We start from the raw sequence: 17,028 nt of genomic DNA on the forward strand, positions 1-17,028 counted from the left end.
ATATTACAAGTCTACCCCCTTCTCTCTTATGTATACGGCGTCCCACTATGGGACGCCTTTTTTCTAGTATAAAGTTGATTATGGACACTTATATTCCTGGCTTCTTATTATTGCCCCATCGCAATCCAAAGGACCAACCCTTCACATATCGGTCCCGAGTGTATGCGTTCCACAGTAAGTACTACCGAATGCCTCTGACGTTGTGTGACGGATACCATCACTCCCGGTATACTCGCATTGGCAGTGATTACATATTGTGTATCTATAAATGGCTTCTCAAATACAACGCTCACTTCGCCCCTATCTGCCCGTGCGGGTAGGTGAAAAGAAATGCTCCCATATTGTGGTGAAGCTATATGATCGTCAGAAGCCTCGTCACTGGTCGCTGATCCATCGTGAATGGCATTCAAGTCTAATTCTTCTTTCTCCGTATCGAAGGCTAGATCGATATCTTGCTCAGGCAAGATCACACGCTGCTTTGGGCGGTGTCTTCCTTCCGCAATGTGAATACTGGTTATGGAACATTCCAGTAATGAATCTTGCTCTGCCTGATCTTCCGTCGTAATAGACGGTTTATCGTTATCCATCCTGCATTCCGTATCTGACTCAGGCACAGACAACAGCAGTACAGATGCTCGATTCATCTGCATCGCTTCCTCTAGCGTTTTGGGAAGCTTATGCTTCTTCCACGCCGCTTCCTCTACAGCTTGAACGGAGGTATCCTTCTCTACAGGGGCAGGAACCGTTGCCGTCCCGCGCTGGCTCTGTCTAGGACTGCCGGAAGTCGAAGCCGCTTTTTCCTTGTTAACACGGCGGGAGGGAACCGCATTGGAAGGGTTACGTCGCGCTGTTCTTTTATCCTTAGGGCTATGGTTCGTACGATGGTTCATGGTGACCGCTCCTTTGGCACAGGAGTGAACCAGCGGTCGCTCCGCTTCATTCACCCGGCTGGGTATCATGGCTAATGCCTATAAGATAACCTATGCGCGTAACAGCGCCTGCGTCACTCCGTTGCGCAGTCCGTTATGATTTGTGCCCAGCGTTGTGCTGAGTGCTGCCACAAAAATCGTCTCCGTACCTCGCCAAGTCCGGCTTCTCCCATCCGTCGTCGCAAGTCAGGTTGCTGGAGCAGCCTGATGATGGCATCGGCCATTTCCTGCTCACCGTGAGACGGATACACAAGCCAGCCTGTCTCGCCGTGTTGTACTACCTCTGGAATACCGCCGATTCGTGAAGCGACCACCGGCACTCCTGCCGCCATAGCTTCCAGATTGACCAGCCCGAAGGCCTCATCCTTCACTGAAGGAACAACAGTCACATCGGCTAGCTGATATAGCGAGGCCAATGCTGGATGCGGAACATAGTCTAGGAATTGCACATGCTTCCCCAACCTTAGTTTACGCACCTGCCGATGCAACGACGCCGTATACGGCGTGAGGCGGTCATGCCCGTAATAGGCACTACCTGCAATGAGCAGCAGTACGCCCGGGCAGGCGCGGACGACATGCCGCAGGGCCTTGAGCAGCCGGTGAACGCCCTTCCCTGGCATCAGTCTGCCCGCAAATAATACGATTTGGCGGCCTGACCAGCCGAAATCGTCCAATCGCGCCGACCTGGCCGCTTCTGCTGCTGGAGTCCACCGTGGCAGGAAATCGCCAGGATGGATACCCAGCTTGTTTACGACGATGCGTTTCCTGACTGCTTCGGAACAGTCAGAAGCTACGATTGCTCCCAAATACGCACTGTTCACAATAATGCGATCCATTGATGCCAGTAGCCTACCCATGTCCTTCCGTTCAAGGTGAGGCTCCCGGATGAACGTGGTCGAATGCAAGGTCAGCACAACTCGGCTATTGGGCAAAGCCTCGCGAATGGCATACGCAACTGCCGGGCGGTTGTGTACATCTACTACCGCTGGTGACCATCTCTTTAAATCGGCAATCACCTCAGAAATATAACCTGCTCCCCGCGTAAAACGCATACAGGGAATTCCGTCGACATCGCCATGATCCGATGCCTCTGCTCCCTTTATGCCATAGATCTGCGCCTGAAGCTCATGACTAGCCAGCGGTACCATGCGGGCAATTACCCGCTCCACAGAACTGCTGCGGGGCGAAGGTATAACAAAGGAGCCCGGTGTAACAACTGCTACCTTCGGCCTCTGCATCACCACACCTACTTTCTGACCTTATTCCAACACTCTGCAACACTCATCTTGTATCATATCGTCTGCCTCCCTGAAAGGTGCCTCGCTTCTAACTTTGGGCTTACCGCAAGGCTAGCGTCCATGCCTGGCCGATCTTTGATACATATGATGGACTACAATCACAGTATGATCAGTTGGAGTGCTACAAGGAGGGCGGACATACTCATGTTGCATGTCGGCGTCATGCTCAACCCGGCAACCTACCGGGGCATTCCCGCCATGAGGACGCGATATGAATCCATCGCCAATTACGAGGACGCCGGGTTAAGCTACGAGCTCATCCCCTGCTTTCTTCGTCTGGAGGATATTCATATAGCGACCGGAACATGCCGGGCTTTTGTTAAACACGGCAACGAGTATCGGCAAATGACTCTTCCGTTGCCGCCGGTCATCCACAATCGGACTCTCTATCGGCAAAATGAAAATGCTAGAGATATCAACAAGCTTGTACAAAAGGGATACTATATTTTTAATGAACAAAACCGTTTCCCCAAAGACCATATACATGCAATTCTGCAGGAAGACCCTCTGCTACGCATCCACCTCCCCAAAACCTTGCAAGGCAACCTTTCCTCCATCCATACCTTAATGGAGGAAACCGGAGATGTTGTCATTAAACCCAGTAGCGGTAGCGTGGGTAGAGGAATTATGCGTCTGCGGCATTCCCGCGGAGGCTGGACTTTGCAATGTGCACATCCTTCTATACCTGAGCGTTGGTCCACACTACGTTTGCATGTCGGAGAACTCCCGTTATTTCTACACAAACGACTGCTGCATGTGCCTCATATCGTACAGGAAACCATACCGCTTGCTTTGTACAACAATCGTCCGTTTGATATCCGTGTGACGGTTCAGCGCGGATATGGCGGTATCTGGGGTGTGACAGGCATGTTCGCTAAAATTGCTCCTTCCCACACCTTTGTCTCCAATGTGGCACAGGGGGGGACGGCCCGTTCCTTACTGGAGGTGTTATCACAAACAGAGACGGTTCAGACTTCGAACGCAGTCCGGTTAATGAATGAACTAGAGCGGCTCTCGTTACAAATCGTGCACCGACTGGCACAAACCCTTCCTCGTCTCGCCGATGTCGGTCTGGATCTGGGAATTACCCGTGAAGGCAAGATTGTTTTTATCGAATGCAACGGTCGTGACCAGCGCTATGGCTTCAGCCAGGCTGGCATGCACAATGTCTGGAAAGAAACATACACTCAGCCGATGGCTTACGCTCGTTGGCTTCTCGAACGGATGCCTTCGTCAGATACCGAACGTTCACCAGGCCGTCCACTGTATTGATTTACGTCACATTCTGTGTCAATATAGTTCAGAGCGGCCGGACAGGTTCCGGCCAAGACGGCTCGGAAATGAACAAGGGGGATCTGTAATGGCAAAACAGTGGCTGCGGCTCATGACGGAGCTATCATCGCGCAAGTGGGTGTGCCGGATTGTGGGCTCCTTCGCGCAAAGCGGTGCAAGCCGACTTTTTATCCCCACCTTTATACGTACGTACCAGATCCAGACGCATGAGGCTGAACAGGAATGGAAGGAATACCGTTCTCTGAACGCCTATTTTACACGCAAATTAAAAGCGGGCATGCGCCCGATTGATACGAACGCCGAGGTGATGACCAGTCCGGTGGATGCACGGATTACTTTCACTGGCCCAATTACGTCCGGCACTCTTTTGAATGTCAAAGGGCAGGACTATACGCTGGAAGAGCTTCTTAACCGCTCTCCGCGTCTTGAAAAATACACACACGGCTATGCTTTTGTACTCTATCTCAGCCCGACGGATTATCATCGCATTCATGCACCAGTATCCGGTACGCTGGTAGAAAAAGAGCATCTGCGCGGCAAGGTATACCCAGTGAATGACTTCGGCTTGCAGCATATGCGAGCAGTTCTTAGCCGCAATGAACGACAGATTACGTACATCGCCCACGAATACGGTGAGGTGGCGGTCGTTAAGGTTGGCGCAATGAATGTGAGTAGCATCAAATATACGGATGATAAAGCCGTCTCATGGACAAAAGGAGACGATCTCGCCTATTTCGAATTTGGGTCAACCGTCGTTTTGCTAACTGAGAACGGTACGTTTGAGCCAGACCCCGCATTGAAGCTGGGGGATGTGGTGAAAATGGGACAACGTCTGGGTTGCTTTCGACATGATCCCAAAGCATAAGTGAATATATCATAACAGGATTATAGCTACACATATGAGCATTGGGATCGAATGATATAAATTGCTCATATAAAAAAGGACCCGGCGTAATGGCTCGGGTCCTTTTTTTGGAATTTATCCTTTATATTTGTCATGCGTTACTCCCATTATGCCTAAATCCGAAACAGCTTGTCCACCGTCTATAACATTACCGGATCTCAGACGGACTTTTCCCCGTGTATTGCTTGAATTGGCGGCTGAAAAAAAAGATGTCACGATACCCCAAAGCCTCTGCCACCTCGGTCACATTCATTCCCGCATGCAGCAGTAGATGCTGTGCACGCTCAATCCGCATGCTGATAATATGAGATTGCGCGGAAACACCTAGCAGCTCCTTGAATTTAATCGAAAAATAACGCGGTGACAGCCCTGCCCGTGCAGCTAAATCCTCGACGCGATGAGGAAGTCCCGGATGCTGACGCACGTAGTTGGCCGTTTCCCGAATGACCTCGGTGAGCTGGTTACTGGCCTGTTGCTCCTGCGGCTCCTTACGGTCCGCACGCAGCAGATGAATCATCAGTTGTTTTAGAATCAGCTTGCCTTCCTCGTCAGCTCCGTAAGCACGCTCCAGGCGCAGTCGAACGTACCTGGCAAGCATATGCTCTACCTCGAACGTTTCCTCCAGCATACGGTAGCTTGCAGGGACTAGCTCTGGTTGTTCGATGAGATCAAAATGAATATAGGTAAGTATGAGCGGCTTTTGCGGGTTATGTGTGGCACGGGTATCATCCCCCGGCTTGAACAGGAAGCAACTCCCCTTGCTCACCGGATACGATGTTCCGTTTAAGACCACTGTTCCTTCTCCGCTCCATACATAGAATAAATCATAGTTTGGCATCGGCTTCTCGCGTACCTGCCATTTCCAGCCCGGCTCGCACACAATTTTGGCGAAGGCCGACAACAGGATAAACGATGACGCAGATGTATCCAGCAAAATCTGCACCTCCTCTTGTTAATCTTTGGTTGTCCTCTATCCCGTTAATTTATAATATAAGCTCAGCGCCTTCATTAAGCAAAAAAATGCGTTTTTATGCTCCCAGATGCTTTTGCGTGACGCTTACCGTGTGTGATGCTATAATATGTAATCAAAATGACTTGGAAGGATGAAACGGGAATGAATCCACTGGCAGCGCAGTTAAACCAAAACATTCAGACAGGCAACGAGCATGTATATCAAATGCTTTCTCTTTTAGGGAAAGAAATTTATTTCCCAAAAGAGGGGATTTTGAGTCAATCCGCAGAAGCCGGGAAGCTTGCTAAAAAGTACAACGCCACGATTGGTATTGCTACGGAAGGTAACGGTCCTATGCATTTGGAGGTCATTCAGGAGAAGCTGTCCGCTTACAATCCCAAGGATTTATACCCTTACGCACCCCCTGCGGGCAAACCTGAACTTCGTAGTGTATGGCGTGACAAAATGCTGAAGGAAAACCCTTCATTGGCTGGAAAAGGTTATGGCCTTCCCGTAGTTACGAACGCGCTGACCCATGGTTTGAGCATCGTTGCCGACCTGTTCACGGATGAAGGGGACGCTGTCATTTACCCAGACAAAAACTGGGAAAACTATGAGCTGACTTTCGGTATTCGCCGTCATGGACGTTTGGTGAATTTCCCGTTGTTCACAGAGGATCAACGTTTTAATAGTGAAGGATTACGCGAGGCGCTACTGGCACAGAAAGAATACGGCAAAGCAATCGTTGTGCTGAACTTCCCGAATAACCCGACGGGCTACACACCGGGAGTCGAAGAGGGTAAAGCGATTGTTGCTGCCATTCAGGAAGCCGCAGAAGCAGGCATCAATGTCGTAGTTGTGACGGATGACGCTTATTTTGGTCTGTTCTTCGAGGACTCCCTGCATGAATCACTATTCGGTCAGTTAGCTGGACTTCATCCGAGAATTCTACCCGTCAAAATTGACGGAGCTACCAAAGAAGAATTCGTTTGGGGCTTCCGTGTCGGATTTATTACCTTTGCTTCGGAACATCAGGATGTACTGAGCGCACTGGAACAAAAAACATTAGGGATTATTCGGGCAACGATTTCGAGCGGTCCTCACCCATCTCAAACCTTCGTCCTGGATGCCCTCAAATCACCCGATTTTGCACAACAGAAAAATGAAAAGTTCCAAATTATGAAGGGGCGGGCTAATAAAGTCAAAGCGTTGCTCGATAGTGGAAAATACGGAGATGTATGGAGCTACTATCCTTTCAATTCGGGTTATTTTATGTGCCTTAAGCTGAACGGCTTGTCCGCTGAACGACTGCGCACACATTTGCTGGAACAATATGGGGTAGGAACAATTGCGCTGGGTGAATATGATCTCCGAATCGCATTCTCATGTATCGAGGAAGAGTATCTGGAAGACCTGTATGACATTGTTTACCGTGGCGCACAAGATTTGTTGAACGCATAATATGTAACAGATTCAATATAGCATCATTAGCGGTATGCCGGATGTTGTGGCATACCGCTTTTTAATGGGCTGAACCATTGTAAGTCACACTTCGAAACAAACTATCCTTCAGCAGCGAGCATTGATTCTTGTGCGAGTGGCAGCAGGATGACTACCTCCGTTCCGACTCCGGGCTCACTCTCATAGTGTATACTTCCGTTCATGGCTTCAATGATTCGAAAGGAGACGACCGTTCCCAGTCCCGTTCCTACCTCTTTGGTTGAAAAAAACAAAGTACCCACTCGCTCCAGATGCTCCTGACTCATGCCTTTTCCTGTATCCCTAATATGCAGACATGCCTTCTCTTCCTGAATCGCCAGCTTTATGTATACCCTGCCTCCATCATCCGCAGCTTCGATCGCATTTTTCGTCACATGTATTAACGCCTGTAACAGCTGATTACGATCCATATGTACGTATATTTCATTCCTTAGCTCAGTATACAGTCTTACGCCTTGCTTGGTCGCCATCGGTTTCAAAAGCAAAACAATCTGTTGAACCATGCCAGACAGATCCATCAGCTCTGTGTTCCCAATCTGCGGTCTGGATAAGTTCAGATAGTCGCTAATAATTCTTTCAGCCCGATCGACCTCTGCTAGTGCCAAAGCAATATATCTGCGATTTTTCCCTTCTAGCCCTGACTGAACCATTTGCAAGAACCCTTTAATAACGGTCAATGGATTCCGTACTTCATGAGCCATAGAGGCAGCCAGTTCACCTAACGTATTCAGATGCTCAGCATATTTAATCTTTCTTCTCATTTCTTCCCGTTCCAAACTAAACTCCATCCAGAAAGAGGAGGCTCCAATGCTTAGGAATTGAATCATACCGAACCAGAGTATTGCCCGGATCAGCTCGATCTCATCCTTATCTAGCCTTCCATTGACCCAGGAATGTATTAACAGAAATATAAACATGGCAATACTGGTCCATATACTCATTAGCATATTCATGCCCACCCGAAGCAATATACTATTGAGCTGCATAAACTTTTTTCTCACCAAGAGAGGCCCCAAATAACACAACATCATGCTGGGAAAACTCACCACTATAGACTCAGGATCTATATACATACGAGCCATCACCATCAACGTTATATTCAGAAGCCCTGCCTTAGGACCAAAATATAAAACAGAAAGGATCAGAGGAACATATCGAAGATCCCAAAATAGTCCATACCAAATATACGAAAACATAAGGCAAAGCACAGAAGACACACCCAGCACCCCTCCCATAAGCAACGGGGTATGTTTCATATGCCGATGATCTGACAAAGCGCTATATACCAATAACGGTACAAACACAAGAAATATGTTCACGAGCAGCTTATCTATCAGCATCTCGTCTTTCCCACTTTCCAAGTGATAATGATTACGTACTTCTTCTATTCTCGACAATACGTGTCTTTTCCTCTCTCCTCCCCTACATCTGATGAAAAATATAAGGCGATTCAGCAACATACCTGAGCAATGGCCCACGCAATCTGAAAATCCACTTCATAAGATACGATGTATCCTTTATCACAATGACCGAGAGGAGAATGAGCATGGGAGCAGAAGAAACAAGAGGCGGTTACGGTGGTTACGGCGCATTCACAAGCACAGGAACAATTCTGGTACTGTTCATTTTATTAGTTATCATCAGCAAAACGATCTTTATATAAGCTGACGGATATCTGCACCCACGGCTATGATAGCAGTACAAAAAAAGGCTAATTCGCAAGCAGCAAGTGCTGCCTGCGAATTAGCCTTTACTTTATTCACATAGATACAAATCACACTTCTTCTTCATCCTGACCGTCCAAACGCCATTTTTTGGCTTGAGCGCCTCGTAGCAGGAACACTACTGCAACTCCCCCAAGCAACGTGAGCAGTGTAGACAGTAGATCTTCCGTTCCCTTTGCCAGAAAAGGAAGCCACAGAACCACAGCAGCCGGCAACGTCAACCGAACAACAAAGTCGAGAAAAGACGCACGACGACTATGCGCAGGAATCGGATACAACTGAAGCCATAACGAATCCTTGTGATACTGCCTTAGTGAAGTGACCTGTACACCAATGAGGAATATGAAAAATAAATATACTGCAATACCAATCCAACTAGCATGGGTGATATATATAATTAACAACCCCAGAATCCCGAGCCGAATGACAATACCTGCTGGCTCTGTGCGCAGGAACGTCTTAAACAGCAGATAACGATACGCTCCCCTTCTGTTCCAAGGTATGTTACCTCCCAACCAGGATAGCCAACGGCGCGGCGTCACTCTCTGCGTAAGGGCGGGCACATCGACAAACCAGCCCAAAGTGCGCATCACCCGAGCAGCCTGCATACCCTCTGTACGAATCAGCTTTTCCCAAGCCACTAGCAGCTTGACCGGAAAACGCAGAACAAGCACGTACACCACACCGACCAATATGATAAATGGTACGCTGTGTAGTGGAGGCTGCCATAGCCATGCGGCTACCATCAGCACAGCCAACACCCACCGAAGCAGACGATAGCCTATACTCCCGCCAATCGATACCATACGAAGCTCTTGCCAGCCGCCGTAGCTGAATAGCAGCTTTAATAGCACGAACAGTAGCAGGGTCAGTAGCAACGGCTTAGGCGCGGAATCACTGCGAATATACAGCGGCCACACTATAATAGACAGCAATAGCAAACCGAATATTTTATACACCACACCCCGAATCCGGCTGGCCTTAAAATAATAGTGCATTGCGTGCTCCTGTGGACGGAGAAAAACAATATCCGCTGCGTTTAAATACGTACGAAAGCTCGCATGAGCAATCGGAATAGCCACAATAAGCATGATCCAGCGGATGGGCAAATCCGGTGGAGTATGCATTAGTAGCGACGTGTACCATGCGGCAAAGGCAATCAGTGCAAAGCCGAACACCACCGCCAGACCGCTCTGAATGACATAGCCCAGATAAGGCAACACCTGTCCCCAGAACGCTACACGTCTTTCTTTATGCAGACGTTGCAAATCCATGCTCATTCCCTGCCCTGTACCAGCTCATAAAATGCATCTTCCAGCGGCATGCCCGGCTTACCCGCCTGTGCTGTCACTTCGTCCAGCGTACCCTGCGCAATGATGGCACCCTGATGAAGTACAATGAAACGATCGCAATAATTTTCAATCGTGGACAAAATATGAGAACTGAGTAGAATGGACGAACCCGAACGCTTCATCTCTAACATAAAGTCAAGCAGGGAACGAATACCAAGCGGGTCCAAACCCAAAAAAGGTTCATCTATGACATACAACGGCGGTCCCGCTAAAAATGCACACATAATCATCACTTTCTGGCGCATCCCTTTAGACAGGTGCATCGACATACTTCCACTTTTATCCCGCATACGGAACAAGTCCAGCATTTGATCACTGCGTGTGCGGAAATCTGCTTCGCTAACTCCGTACGCTCTGGCCGTGAATTCCATATGCTCCATCACCGTCATTTCAGGATACAGCTCTGGAGATTCAGGTACAAAAGCAATGGCTCCCTGATATTCCTCGGGATTTTCATCCTGCTTATGCCCCTGCACACGAATTTCTCCGGCCTGCGGTGTCATCAGGCCCAAAATATGCTTCATGGTCGTACTTTTCCCGGCCCCGTTCAGACCAATCAGTCCTACCATTTCGCCCGGTTTCACATCCAGCGAAATCTGATGCAACACCGGGCGCTTGGCGCTATATCCGCCGGTCAGTCCGTTAATTTGCAACACAGGCTGTTGTTCCATGGCTCCCCCTCTTCTCCCTTACTCGTTCGGTTTTGATCCTTTTTCCTTCAGCCATCTTGGTGCACCCTTGTTTTTGCGATCACGCTCGCGCTGTGCTTTTCCTGCTTTGGACAAGGCTGCACCTTTGCTCTTGCCTGGAGCTGAACCGTTCGCGGAATTCCTGCCAGGACGTCCGTTTTCGGCACGAACAGGTGCCTTTCGGTCCTCCGCCGATGCTCCGTTAGATAAGGATCTAGCCTCGGAGGGTCTTACAGGTGCACGCTTGGCATCCGCCGGACGCGGCACAACTACTCGACCTCCATGCAACGCACGCTCTGCGATGTCAATGCCCAGTTCACGGGAGAACTTACGCATGATGAACGTTTCACGGTCAGTGACAACCGATGCCACCAATCCTTTGCGTCCCATCCGTCCTGTCCGTCCTGCACGGTGAACATAAGCTTGACTATCCGTAGCCGGATCAAAATGAATAACCATTTCAAGGCCCTCAATATCCAGACCACGGGCTGCCACATCCGAAGCGACCAGCACTTTGAGCTTGTCCTCACGGAATCGGGCCAACACATTGCTACGCGTGACTTTATCCGCATCTCCATACAAGGATGCCGTAGTCAGCCCCATATGCTTGAGCTTGGCCTCAATCTCCCCGATGGCATTGGTTGTATTCACGAACACCAGCGCTTTTCTCGGATTAAAATGACGTACCAGACGGCGCAGCATATCCACCTTATCCCGTTCTTCAGATACAAAGTAATAGTGTTCCAGTCCACTGGCCGTCTTCTGGTCGGGATCAATCCCAATTTCTACGTATTCACGCATCTCCCGTTTCGCCAGCGACTGAATCTCGTCGTTCAGCGTTGCGGACAAGAATACCAATTGACGATCGCGTTGGGCGGTGCCCAATATATTGGTTACATCGCCTGCTCCGCCGAGCTGGAACATCTGATCCACCTCATCGATAACAATGGCTGTAATATTGTGCATTTTCAACTTTTTTGAAGCGATGAGTTCCCGTACACGTCCTGGTGTGCCCACGACAAGCTGTGGATGATCCTTGAGCTTTTCGATTTGACGTTTGATAGCCGCCCCACCAATCAGACCGAGTACACGGATTCCGCGATGCTCACCGTAGCGCTGACCCTCACGTACAATTTGCATGGCCAGTTCCTGGCTTGGAGCTAGTATCAGCTTTTGCGTAGCCTTTTTCTGCGGATCAATCGCTTGCAACAGCGGCAGCAAATAAGCCAGTGTCTTGCCTGTGCCAGTTTGTGAGCGCGCCAATACATGCTTTCCCTTCATTATTTCCGGTATAGCCTCTGCCTGAACTGGCGAAGGCTGTGTAATTTCATGCTCAGTCAGTTTGTCCAACAGATCTTGTTCAACGCCGAGCGATTCAAAATTCAATGTCATGAAAAGGTCCAACCCCTATACGTAAATTCGTTACTCTCCATTATATGCGAAAATAGCCCTGTTACCAAATCACAAAAATAAAAGATGTCCCTCACCATAGCTAATGGCTTACGGGACATCTTTTATTTCTTATTCATCACCCCATGACCCAGCCTGTCGGTCAGTCTGGGAGCTAACTGATACAGCTTGAGAAAAGGAGATACCCACCGTGGCAGATTAACCTCCTCCTTGCGAAGCTCCATCGCTCTTACGATATGCCGTGCTACCTTATCTGGTTGTAGCATAAACCAGCTTACATTTCGAACATATCCTCCTGAAGGATCTGCCAACTCAAAAAACGGTGTGTCGATCGGCCCCGGATTAATCGTCGTTACAGTCACTCCACTCCCGCGCAGCTCTTGCCGGAGCGCATTGCTGAAACCGAGCAAAGCATGCTTCGTCGCCGTGTAAGAAGACGATTTGGCTGTCCCGATTTTCCCGGCCATTGATGCTACATTGACAATCTGTCCAAGGCCCCGCTCTGTCATTTGTGGCAGAAACGCCTTGATGCAGCGAACAACACCCATGTAGTTCACGTCCATCATTTGTTCAAACTCCGTCAGGTCGGTTTCATTAAAATACTCAAACTTTCCGTAGCCTGCATTGTTAAGTAATATATCGACCCGTCCGTACTGTCCCAATACTCGTGCTGCAACAGCCTCTACCTGCTCCTGGCGGGTGACGTCCAGTTGGATAAGCTCATGTCTGCCGCTGATTCCCGCAGATACTTGCTTCAGTCGCTCCTGCGAGCGTGCTGTTAAAATAGGAATCGCGCCCTTTTCGCTTAACAACTGAGCGCAAAGGGCGCCAATCCCACTAGATGCACCTGTAATCACAACTATCTTGTCCTGTAGTATACTCACGCTCATCCCTCCACATTAAAGAAACTTGCTCCTTTAATATTAAGAGATCATCACCTGAATATCCAGCTCACCGATTCCTTCCACCGTGAGCGGAATATAAAGGGCACGCTGAGGCACAAAAGTGGTCAAGTTTTCTGATTTCATGACCTGCGGAGGCGTAATATCCACGACAATTCCCTGACTGGACAAAATCGTACTGGCATTACCACTAATCATATTGCCCAATTCTGAAATTGCGCTTTTTCCCATCTCATCAATTTCAGTCAACACAAATCCGCCCATCATCGCTGATACCATACGTAGCGCCACCTGTTCATTCAGGCCGAACACAATATTTCCGCTAAGCTGTCCGGTCATCCCGATCATAATCCAGATGTGGTCGTCCACCAGCTCGACATTTTTCACACCAAGATTTCCGGATGAAGGAGATACTTGGATCAATTGTTCAATGACCCGTCGCGCCGACTCCAAAAAAGGATTTATCACTTCTGCCTTCACGATCAAAGCGCCCCTTTACGATGGGCTTTTAGACACACAACAAAAGTCCCATTTAAATTAGAATTTTTTAATTAAATATTACTGTAAAACGAATCGATCCTCATTAAAATGCTCTCTATATCACTTATCGACAGCTACCCGGTAATTTTTTATAGCTAAACCACAAAAAATGTGAATAATGTCCTATATCTTTACTTCTTACCGGTTTTAGATTGATTATTTTTGAAGGATATCAGGACTTTAGTCTTTATTTCCCAATATACCACACTTTAAGGTGCTCTGCTTCGATTCATTGCCCTTCCTGCTCGAATAACCTATAATTTAATGAAATAAAGCATAACGACGGTTTTACATATGAACCTATGGATTGGCTAAAAATATTCATTCTATACAGCTGCGATAAGATTAAGAAAAGAGAGGAGGAACTTCATGAACATCAGTCAACTCGAAACACTTATCATGATTTCCAAAACGATGAGCTTCCGCAAAGCCGGAGAACTTCTCAATTTGACGCAGCCGGCGGTGTCCGCCCAAATTAAAAGTCTAGAGGATGAGTTCAAAACCATCCTGATTGACCGCAACCAGCCTGTCACCCTGACCGACCGGGGAGCTGTTTTTTTGGAACATGCCGAGCGCATATTAGAGGTTGTTGAGGAATTAAGACAAAAATTGTACGATCTAAACGAAACACCACAGGGTCACATTGCGCTGGGTACCACAACATCCATCGCTATTCAAATTTTACCGCGCGTGCTTTCCTACTTTCAGGATCAGTTCCCTCTCATCAAAACCTCCATTCAATCCATGGCTTCCTCCATGATTTATCAGCAGGTGGAGAACGGACTTATTGATGTTGGCATCGGCTATCTGATCGAACGTAATCCTAATTTAAGCACTTCGGTTCTGTATTACGATTCCTTTGAGCTAGTCGTGTCTCCTACTCATCCGCTGGCTTCACAACCACATGCTACCATTGAAGCCCTTCGGGAAATTCCGCTGATTCTGCTCTCTCCTGATACGGTGGGACGAAAATTCGTAGACGATGTATTTAAAAAGCACCAAATCGTGCCTCATGTCGTGATTGAGTTGTCCAGCAGTGAGGAAGTCAAACGGATGGTCGAAATTAATCTCGGTGCGGCCATTATTTCCAGACTATCGGTCACTTCTGAACTGCGTGCAGGCACATTAAAAATGATCCATATTCCTGAGCTGGAAGTTAGTCATCCGGTAGGAGTGATTTATAAATCCGGCCGATATCTAAACTCAGCCATGCAGCAATTTTTAAGTGATCTGAAGGGGATGCCGGAGACGAATTTCACCAGTTCTGAATAACGTAATTCGCTATGAACAACATACGCAATATAAACCCTGATTACGAAAGGAAGACAGGCTATGAAATTTGATCTGCACACCCATCATTTCCGCTGCGGTCATGCAGACGGAAACATTCGAGATTACATTGAAGCAGGCATTCAGTCGGGCTTACAAGCGATTGGTATTTCGGACCATTCCCCTTTCCTGGGCAGCGAACAGGATCAGGCTTTTCCTAAAATTTATATGGCCAAATCACAGCTTGCTGAATACGTAGAAGAGGTACAACAGCTTAAAAAAGAATACGAAGGCCGTATTGACGTGCTCCTCGGATTGGAAACGGATTATTTTCCTGATTTTGCTGAATTATATCGTTCCACTCTGGCTCCTTATCCATTTGATTATCTCATTGGGTCGATTCACAATGTCGAAGGGGACAGCATTTTTAACCGTAACCGTTGGAACAAATTAAGCGACGCTCGTAAAATCGAGGTCAAACAAGCCTACTATGCGCTCATTCAGGAATCTGCGCGAAGCGGCATGTTTCAGATTTTAGGCCATATTGACGCAATGAAGGGGAACTTTCCAGCCTTTTCAGACATTCCTGCTGATGAAGCCATTGATGAAACCTTGCAGGTAATTGCGGAATCCAATGTGGCGATTGAAATTAACACTTCGGGTAAAACCAAACTGAGTGGCGGATGGTACCCGTCTGCTTCTATTTTAGAAAGAGCGCACCATTTTGGTGTGGAGGTTACTTTTGGTTCGGATGCCCATAAACCTTCGCGGGTAGGCGATGACTGGGAAGAAGTAAAGGCAATGCTGAAGGATATCGGCTTCCGGGAATGGGTCTATTTTAAAGAAAAACGTAAAATTTCTGTGGCGCTTTAAAATTCAAGGTGGGAATTGCCTCTCCGCAAATCATTTGATCTTACGAACGCTGCTGCAATGGAATTGTTGGGGATTGTAATTTATAAGGTAATAATTCCATTGCAAAGGCGAATGCTTAGCAAGATTATGACATCTATGTGTGAGGAGAATTACATATGCACTTGGAAGATCCTATGGACAAATTTAAAAAGCTAAAGCATGACATCACGCGATTTATGCTAATCTATAAATTTGCGCTCGACGAAATGGAAACCAAGATTGAAATATTAAAGCAGGAATTTCAGGCATTACACGATTACAGCCCTATTGAGCATACCAAATCACGCCTTAAATCTCCTGAGAGCATCATGAATAAAATGATTCGTAAACATAGTGAGTTATCGCTGGATGCTATCAAAGATCATATCAAGGATATCGCCGGCTTGCGTATTACTTGCTCTTTTATTTCTGATATTTATGATGTCAGTAACATGCTTCAGAGACAAAGTGACTTGAAGGTGCTGGAAATTAAGGATTACATCAAGAACCCCAAGCCGAACGGTTACCAGAGCCTGCATTTGCTGGTTCAAGTTCCTGTATTCATGTCGGATTGTGAGGAGCTAGTCTGCGTAGAGGTGCAAATTCGAACCATTGCGATGGATTTCTGGGCCAGCCTGGAGCATAAAATATTTTATAAGTACAACCAGTCCGTTCCCGAAAGTCTGACACGTGAATTAAAGAACGCAGCAGACTCCGCTAATGCGCTAGATCTCCAAATGGAGCGACTGCATCGTGAAATTAAGGAGATTAAAGACGCTAGAGGTGAAGAGGACTCCATGGAGGAGCTTCGGAAGATTATGATTAATAATCAGCAAATTACGGTGCCGGCCAATTTCTTGAAGCTTCTAGGAGAGTAGGATTAGGCAGTGCTCCACCGCTATGCGAATGATTGGTTCAACGAATCGCATGTTTGTTCAAAAATGAAAGAATAGAATCATTGATTAAGATCGGCTTCTCTCTAAGCATGTGCGGTCGATGACTACAACTGGAGCAATTAGATAACGTGAGTCTTGAACCCATGAGCATAATTCTAAAAGCTGCTCTTCTGTGACGAAATCGTCATGTTCTCCCGCGATAAATAATGCAGGGCACGTAATGCTACTTAACTCACTACGTGTCAATTGCGGATATTGGCGCCAATCCTGTGCGCTCTGACGCATAATCAAATTCATCTGCCCCCTCAGGACAGGCGACTCCACTACAGCCTATGGTTGTAACGGTGGCGAACATTTGAGGGTGCTTCACCGCACAGTATAAAGCCCCATTGCCTCGCAGCTGTACCCATTTTTCGTAATACATTTCTAAATCCTGAATCTCTACGTATGGCATATGATCCTCCTCTTTTTCATTACGT

The 17,028-nt window shown here is 47.7% G+C and carries 17 protein-coding genes; 7 read left to right on the forward strand and 10 right to left on the reverse strand.

What is annotated here, in order from left to right:
- Positions 1-107 precede the first annotated feature (107 nt).
- The gene (locus ACYCS5_RS09105) at positions 108-890 is read right to left on the reverse strand and encodes a WIAG-tail domain (protein ID WP_459761304.1); all 783 of its coding nucleotides are present in this window, start codon (positions 888-890) and stop codon (positions 108-110) included.
- Positions 891-1,003: 113 nt separating this feature from the next.
- Positions 1,004-2,167 (reverse strand): glycosyltransferase family 4 protein, encoded by a 1,164-nt coding sequence (locus ACYCS5_RS09110; RefSeq protein ID WP_029518269.1) that lies wholly within the window; start codon positions 2,165-2,167, stop codon positions 1,004-1,006.
- Positions 2,168-2,371: 204 nt separating this feature from the next.
- On the opposite strand from ACYCS5_RS09110, the gene ACYCS5_RS09115 reads away from it, so the two are divergent.
- Positions 2,372-3,499 (forward strand): YheC/YheD family endospore coat-associated protein, encoded by a 1,128-nt coding sequence (locus ACYCS5_RS09115; RefSeq protein ID WP_029518268.1) that lies wholly within the window; start codon positions 2,372-2,374, stop codon positions 3,497-3,499.
- Positions 3,500-3,587: 88 nt separating this feature from the next.
- The gene (gene asd / locus ACYCS5_RS09120) at positions 3,588-4,385 is read left to right on the forward strand and encodes an archaetidylserine decarboxylase (protein ID WP_029518267.1); all 798 of its coding nucleotides are present in this window, start codon (positions 3,588-3,590) and stop codon (positions 4,383-4,385) included.
- A gap of 187 nt (positions 4,386-4,572) precedes the next feature.
- Here asd and ACYCS5_RS09125 read toward each other — a convergent pair whose 3' ends face one another.
- Entirely contained in the window at positions 4,573-5,358 is a 786-nt protein-coding gene (locus ACYCS5_RS09125) for a helix-turn-helix domain-containing protein (protein ID WP_069012637.1), read from the reverse strand.
- Between the two features lie 180 nt (positions 5,359-5,538).
- Between ACYCS5_RS09125 and ACYCS5_RS09130 the strand changes: the two genes are divergently transcribed.
- Complete coding sequence (locus ACYCS5_RS09130) at positions 5,539-6,837, forward strand: aminotransferase class I/II-fold pyridoxal phosphate-dependent enzyme (protein WP_069012636.1); 1,299 nt, start codon at positions 5,539-5,541, stop codon at positions 6,835-6,837.
- 101 nt (positions 6,838-6,938) lie between these two features.
- Here the strand turns inward: ACYCS5_RS09130 and ACYCS5_RS09135 are convergent, their stop codons facing one another.
- A complete protein-coding gene (locus tag ACYCS5_RS09135; RefSeq protein ID WP_029518264.1) occupies positions 6,939-8,216 on the reverse strand; it encodes a sensor histidine kinase in 1,278 nt (425 codons plus the stop codon).
- 206 nt (positions 8,217-8,422) lie between these two features.
- Between ACYCS5_RS09135 and ACYCS5_RS09140 the strand changes: the two genes are divergently transcribed.
- Complete coding sequence (locus ACYCS5_RS09140; RefSeq protein ID WP_023990126.1) at positions 8,423-8,539, forward strand: hypothetical protein; 117 nt, start codon at positions 8,423-8,425, stop codon at positions 8,537-8,539.
- 111 nt (positions 8,540-8,650) lie between these two features.
- On the opposite strand, the gene ACYCS5_RS09145 is transcribed toward ACYCS5_RS09140, so the two are convergent.
- The 5 genes from ACYCS5_RS09145 to ACYCS5_RS09165 form a co-directional block, all read right to left on the reverse strand.
- Positions 8,651-9,874, reverse strand: a complete 1,224-nt coding sequence (locus ACYCS5_RS09145; RefSeq protein ID WP_039272674.1) for an ABC transporter permease — start codon at positions 9,872-9,874, stop codon at positions 8,651-8,653.
- A 2-nt stretch (positions 9,875-9,876) separates the two neighbouring features.
- Positions 9,877-10,623: an ABC transporter ATP-binding protein gene (locus ACYCS5_RS09150; protein ID WP_013311782.1), complete on the reverse strand. Its 747-nt coding sequence runs from the start codon at positions 10,621-10,623 to the stop codon at positions 9,877-9,879.
- A gap of 18 nt (positions 10,624-10,641) precedes the next feature.
- A complete protein-coding gene (locus ACYCS5_RS09155; protein ID WP_029518262.1) occupies positions 10,642-12,033 on the reverse strand; it encodes a DEAD/DEAH box helicase in 1,392 nt (463 codons plus the stop codon).
- Between the two features lie 122 nt (positions 12,034-12,155).
- Positions 12,156-12,935, reverse strand: a complete 780-nt coding sequence (locus tag ACYCS5_RS09160) for an SDR family NAD(P)-dependent oxidoreductase (RefSeq protein ID WP_029518261.1) — start codon at positions 12,933-12,935, stop codon at positions 12,156-12,158.
- Between the two features lie 39 nt (positions 12,936-12,974).
- A complete protein-coding gene (locus ACYCS5_RS09165; protein WP_029518260.1) occupies positions 12,975-13,433 on the reverse strand; it encodes a chemotaxis protein CheX in 459 nt (152 codons plus the stop codon).
- 429 nt (positions 13,434-13,862) lie between these two features.
- Here ACYCS5_RS09165 and ACYCS5_RS09170 point away from each other — a divergent pair, with 429 nt between their 5' ends.
- From ACYCS5_RS09170 to ACYCS5_RS09180, 3 genes are all read left to right on the forward strand, one after another.
- Entirely contained in the window at positions 13,863-14,765 is a 903-nt protein-coding gene (locus tag ACYCS5_RS09170) for a LysR family transcriptional regulator (RefSeq protein WP_023990132.1), read from the forward strand.
- 60 nt (positions 14,766-14,825) lie between these two features.
- Positions 14,826-15,635, forward strand: a complete 810-nt coding sequence (locus ACYCS5_RS09175) for a histidinol-phosphatase (protein WP_029518259.1) — start codon at positions 14,826-14,828, stop codon at positions 15,633-15,635.
- Between the two features lie 155 nt (positions 15,636-15,790).
- Positions 15,791-16,531: a GTP pyrophosphokinase gene (locus ACYCS5_RS09180; protein WP_165148567.1), complete on the forward strand. Its 741-nt coding sequence runs from the start codon at positions 15,791-15,793 to the stop codon at positions 16,529-16,531.
- Positions 16,532-16,784: 253 nt separating this feature from the next.
- On the opposite strand, the gene ACYCS5_RS09185 is transcribed toward ACYCS5_RS09180, so the two are convergent.
- Positions 16,785-17,003, reverse strand: coding sequence for a hypothetical protein (locus tag ACYCS5_RS09185; RefSeq protein ID WP_340933066.1), 219 nt, complete (start codon positions 17,001-17,003; stop codon positions 16,785-16,787).
- Positions 17,004-17,028 lie beyond the last annotated feature (25 nt).

The organism is Paenibacillus sp. SEL3, assembly GCF_054602585.1.

Bases quoted from the DNA above. Each gene is read 5' to 3' on its own strand.
- ACYCS5_RS09180 (WP_165148567.1), top strand. From the start codon at position 15,791: ATGCACTTGGAAGATCCTATGGACAAATTTAAAAAGCTAAAGCATGAC.
- ACYCS5_RS09175 (WP_029518259.1), top strand. From the start codon at position 14,826: ATGAAATTTGATCTGCACACCCATCATTTCCGCTGCGGTCATGCAGAC.
- ACYCS5_RS09135 (WP_029518264.1), bottom strand. From the start codon at position 8,216: ATGCTGATAGATAAGCTGCTCGTGAACATATTTCTTGTGTTTGTACCG.
- ACYCS5_RS09145 (WP_039272674.1), bottom strand. From the start codon at position 9,874: ATGGATTTGCAACGTCTGCATAAAGAAAGACGTGTAGCGTTCTGGGGA.
- ACYCS5_RS09170 (WP_023990132.1), top strand. From the start codon at position 13,863: ATGAACATCAGTCAACTCGAAACACTTATCATGATTTCCAAAACGATG.
- ACYCS5_RS09155 (WP_029518262.1), bottom strand. From the start codon at position 12,033: ATGACATTGAATTTTGAATCGCTCGGCGTTGAACAAGATCTGTTGGAC.
- ACYCS5_RS09105 (WP_459761304.1), bottom strand. From the start codon at position 890: ATGAACCATCGTACGAACCATAGCCCTAAGGATAAAAGAACAGCGCGA.
- ACYCS5_RS09115 (WP_029518268.1), top strand. From the start codon at position 2,372: ATGTTGCATGTCGGCGTCATGCTCAACCCGGCAACCTACCGGGGCATT.
- ACYCS5_RS09110 (WP_029518269.1), bottom strand. From the start codon at position 2,167: ATGCAGAGGCCGAAGGTAGCAGTTGTTACACCGGGCTCCTTTGTTATA.
- ACYCS5_RS09130 (WP_069012636.1), top strand. From the start codon at position 5,539: ATGAATCCACTGGCAGCGCAGTTAAACCAAAACATTCAGACAGGCAAC.
- ACYCS5_RS09185 (WP_340933066.1), bottom strand. From the start codon at position 17,003: ATGCCATACGTAGAGATTCAGGATTTAGAAATGTATTACGAAAAATGG.
- asd (WP_029518267.1), top strand. From the start codon at position 3,588: ATGGCAAAACAGTGGCTGCGGCTCATGACGGAGCTATCATCGCGCAAG.
- ACYCS5_RS09140 (WP_023990126.1), top strand. From the start codon at position 8,423: ATGGGAGCAGAAGAAACAAGAGGCGGTTACGGTGGTTACGGCGCATTC.
- ACYCS5_RS09150 (WP_013311782.1), bottom strand. From the start codon at position 10,623: ATGGAACAACAGCCTGTGTTGCAAATTAACGGACTGACCGGCGGATAT.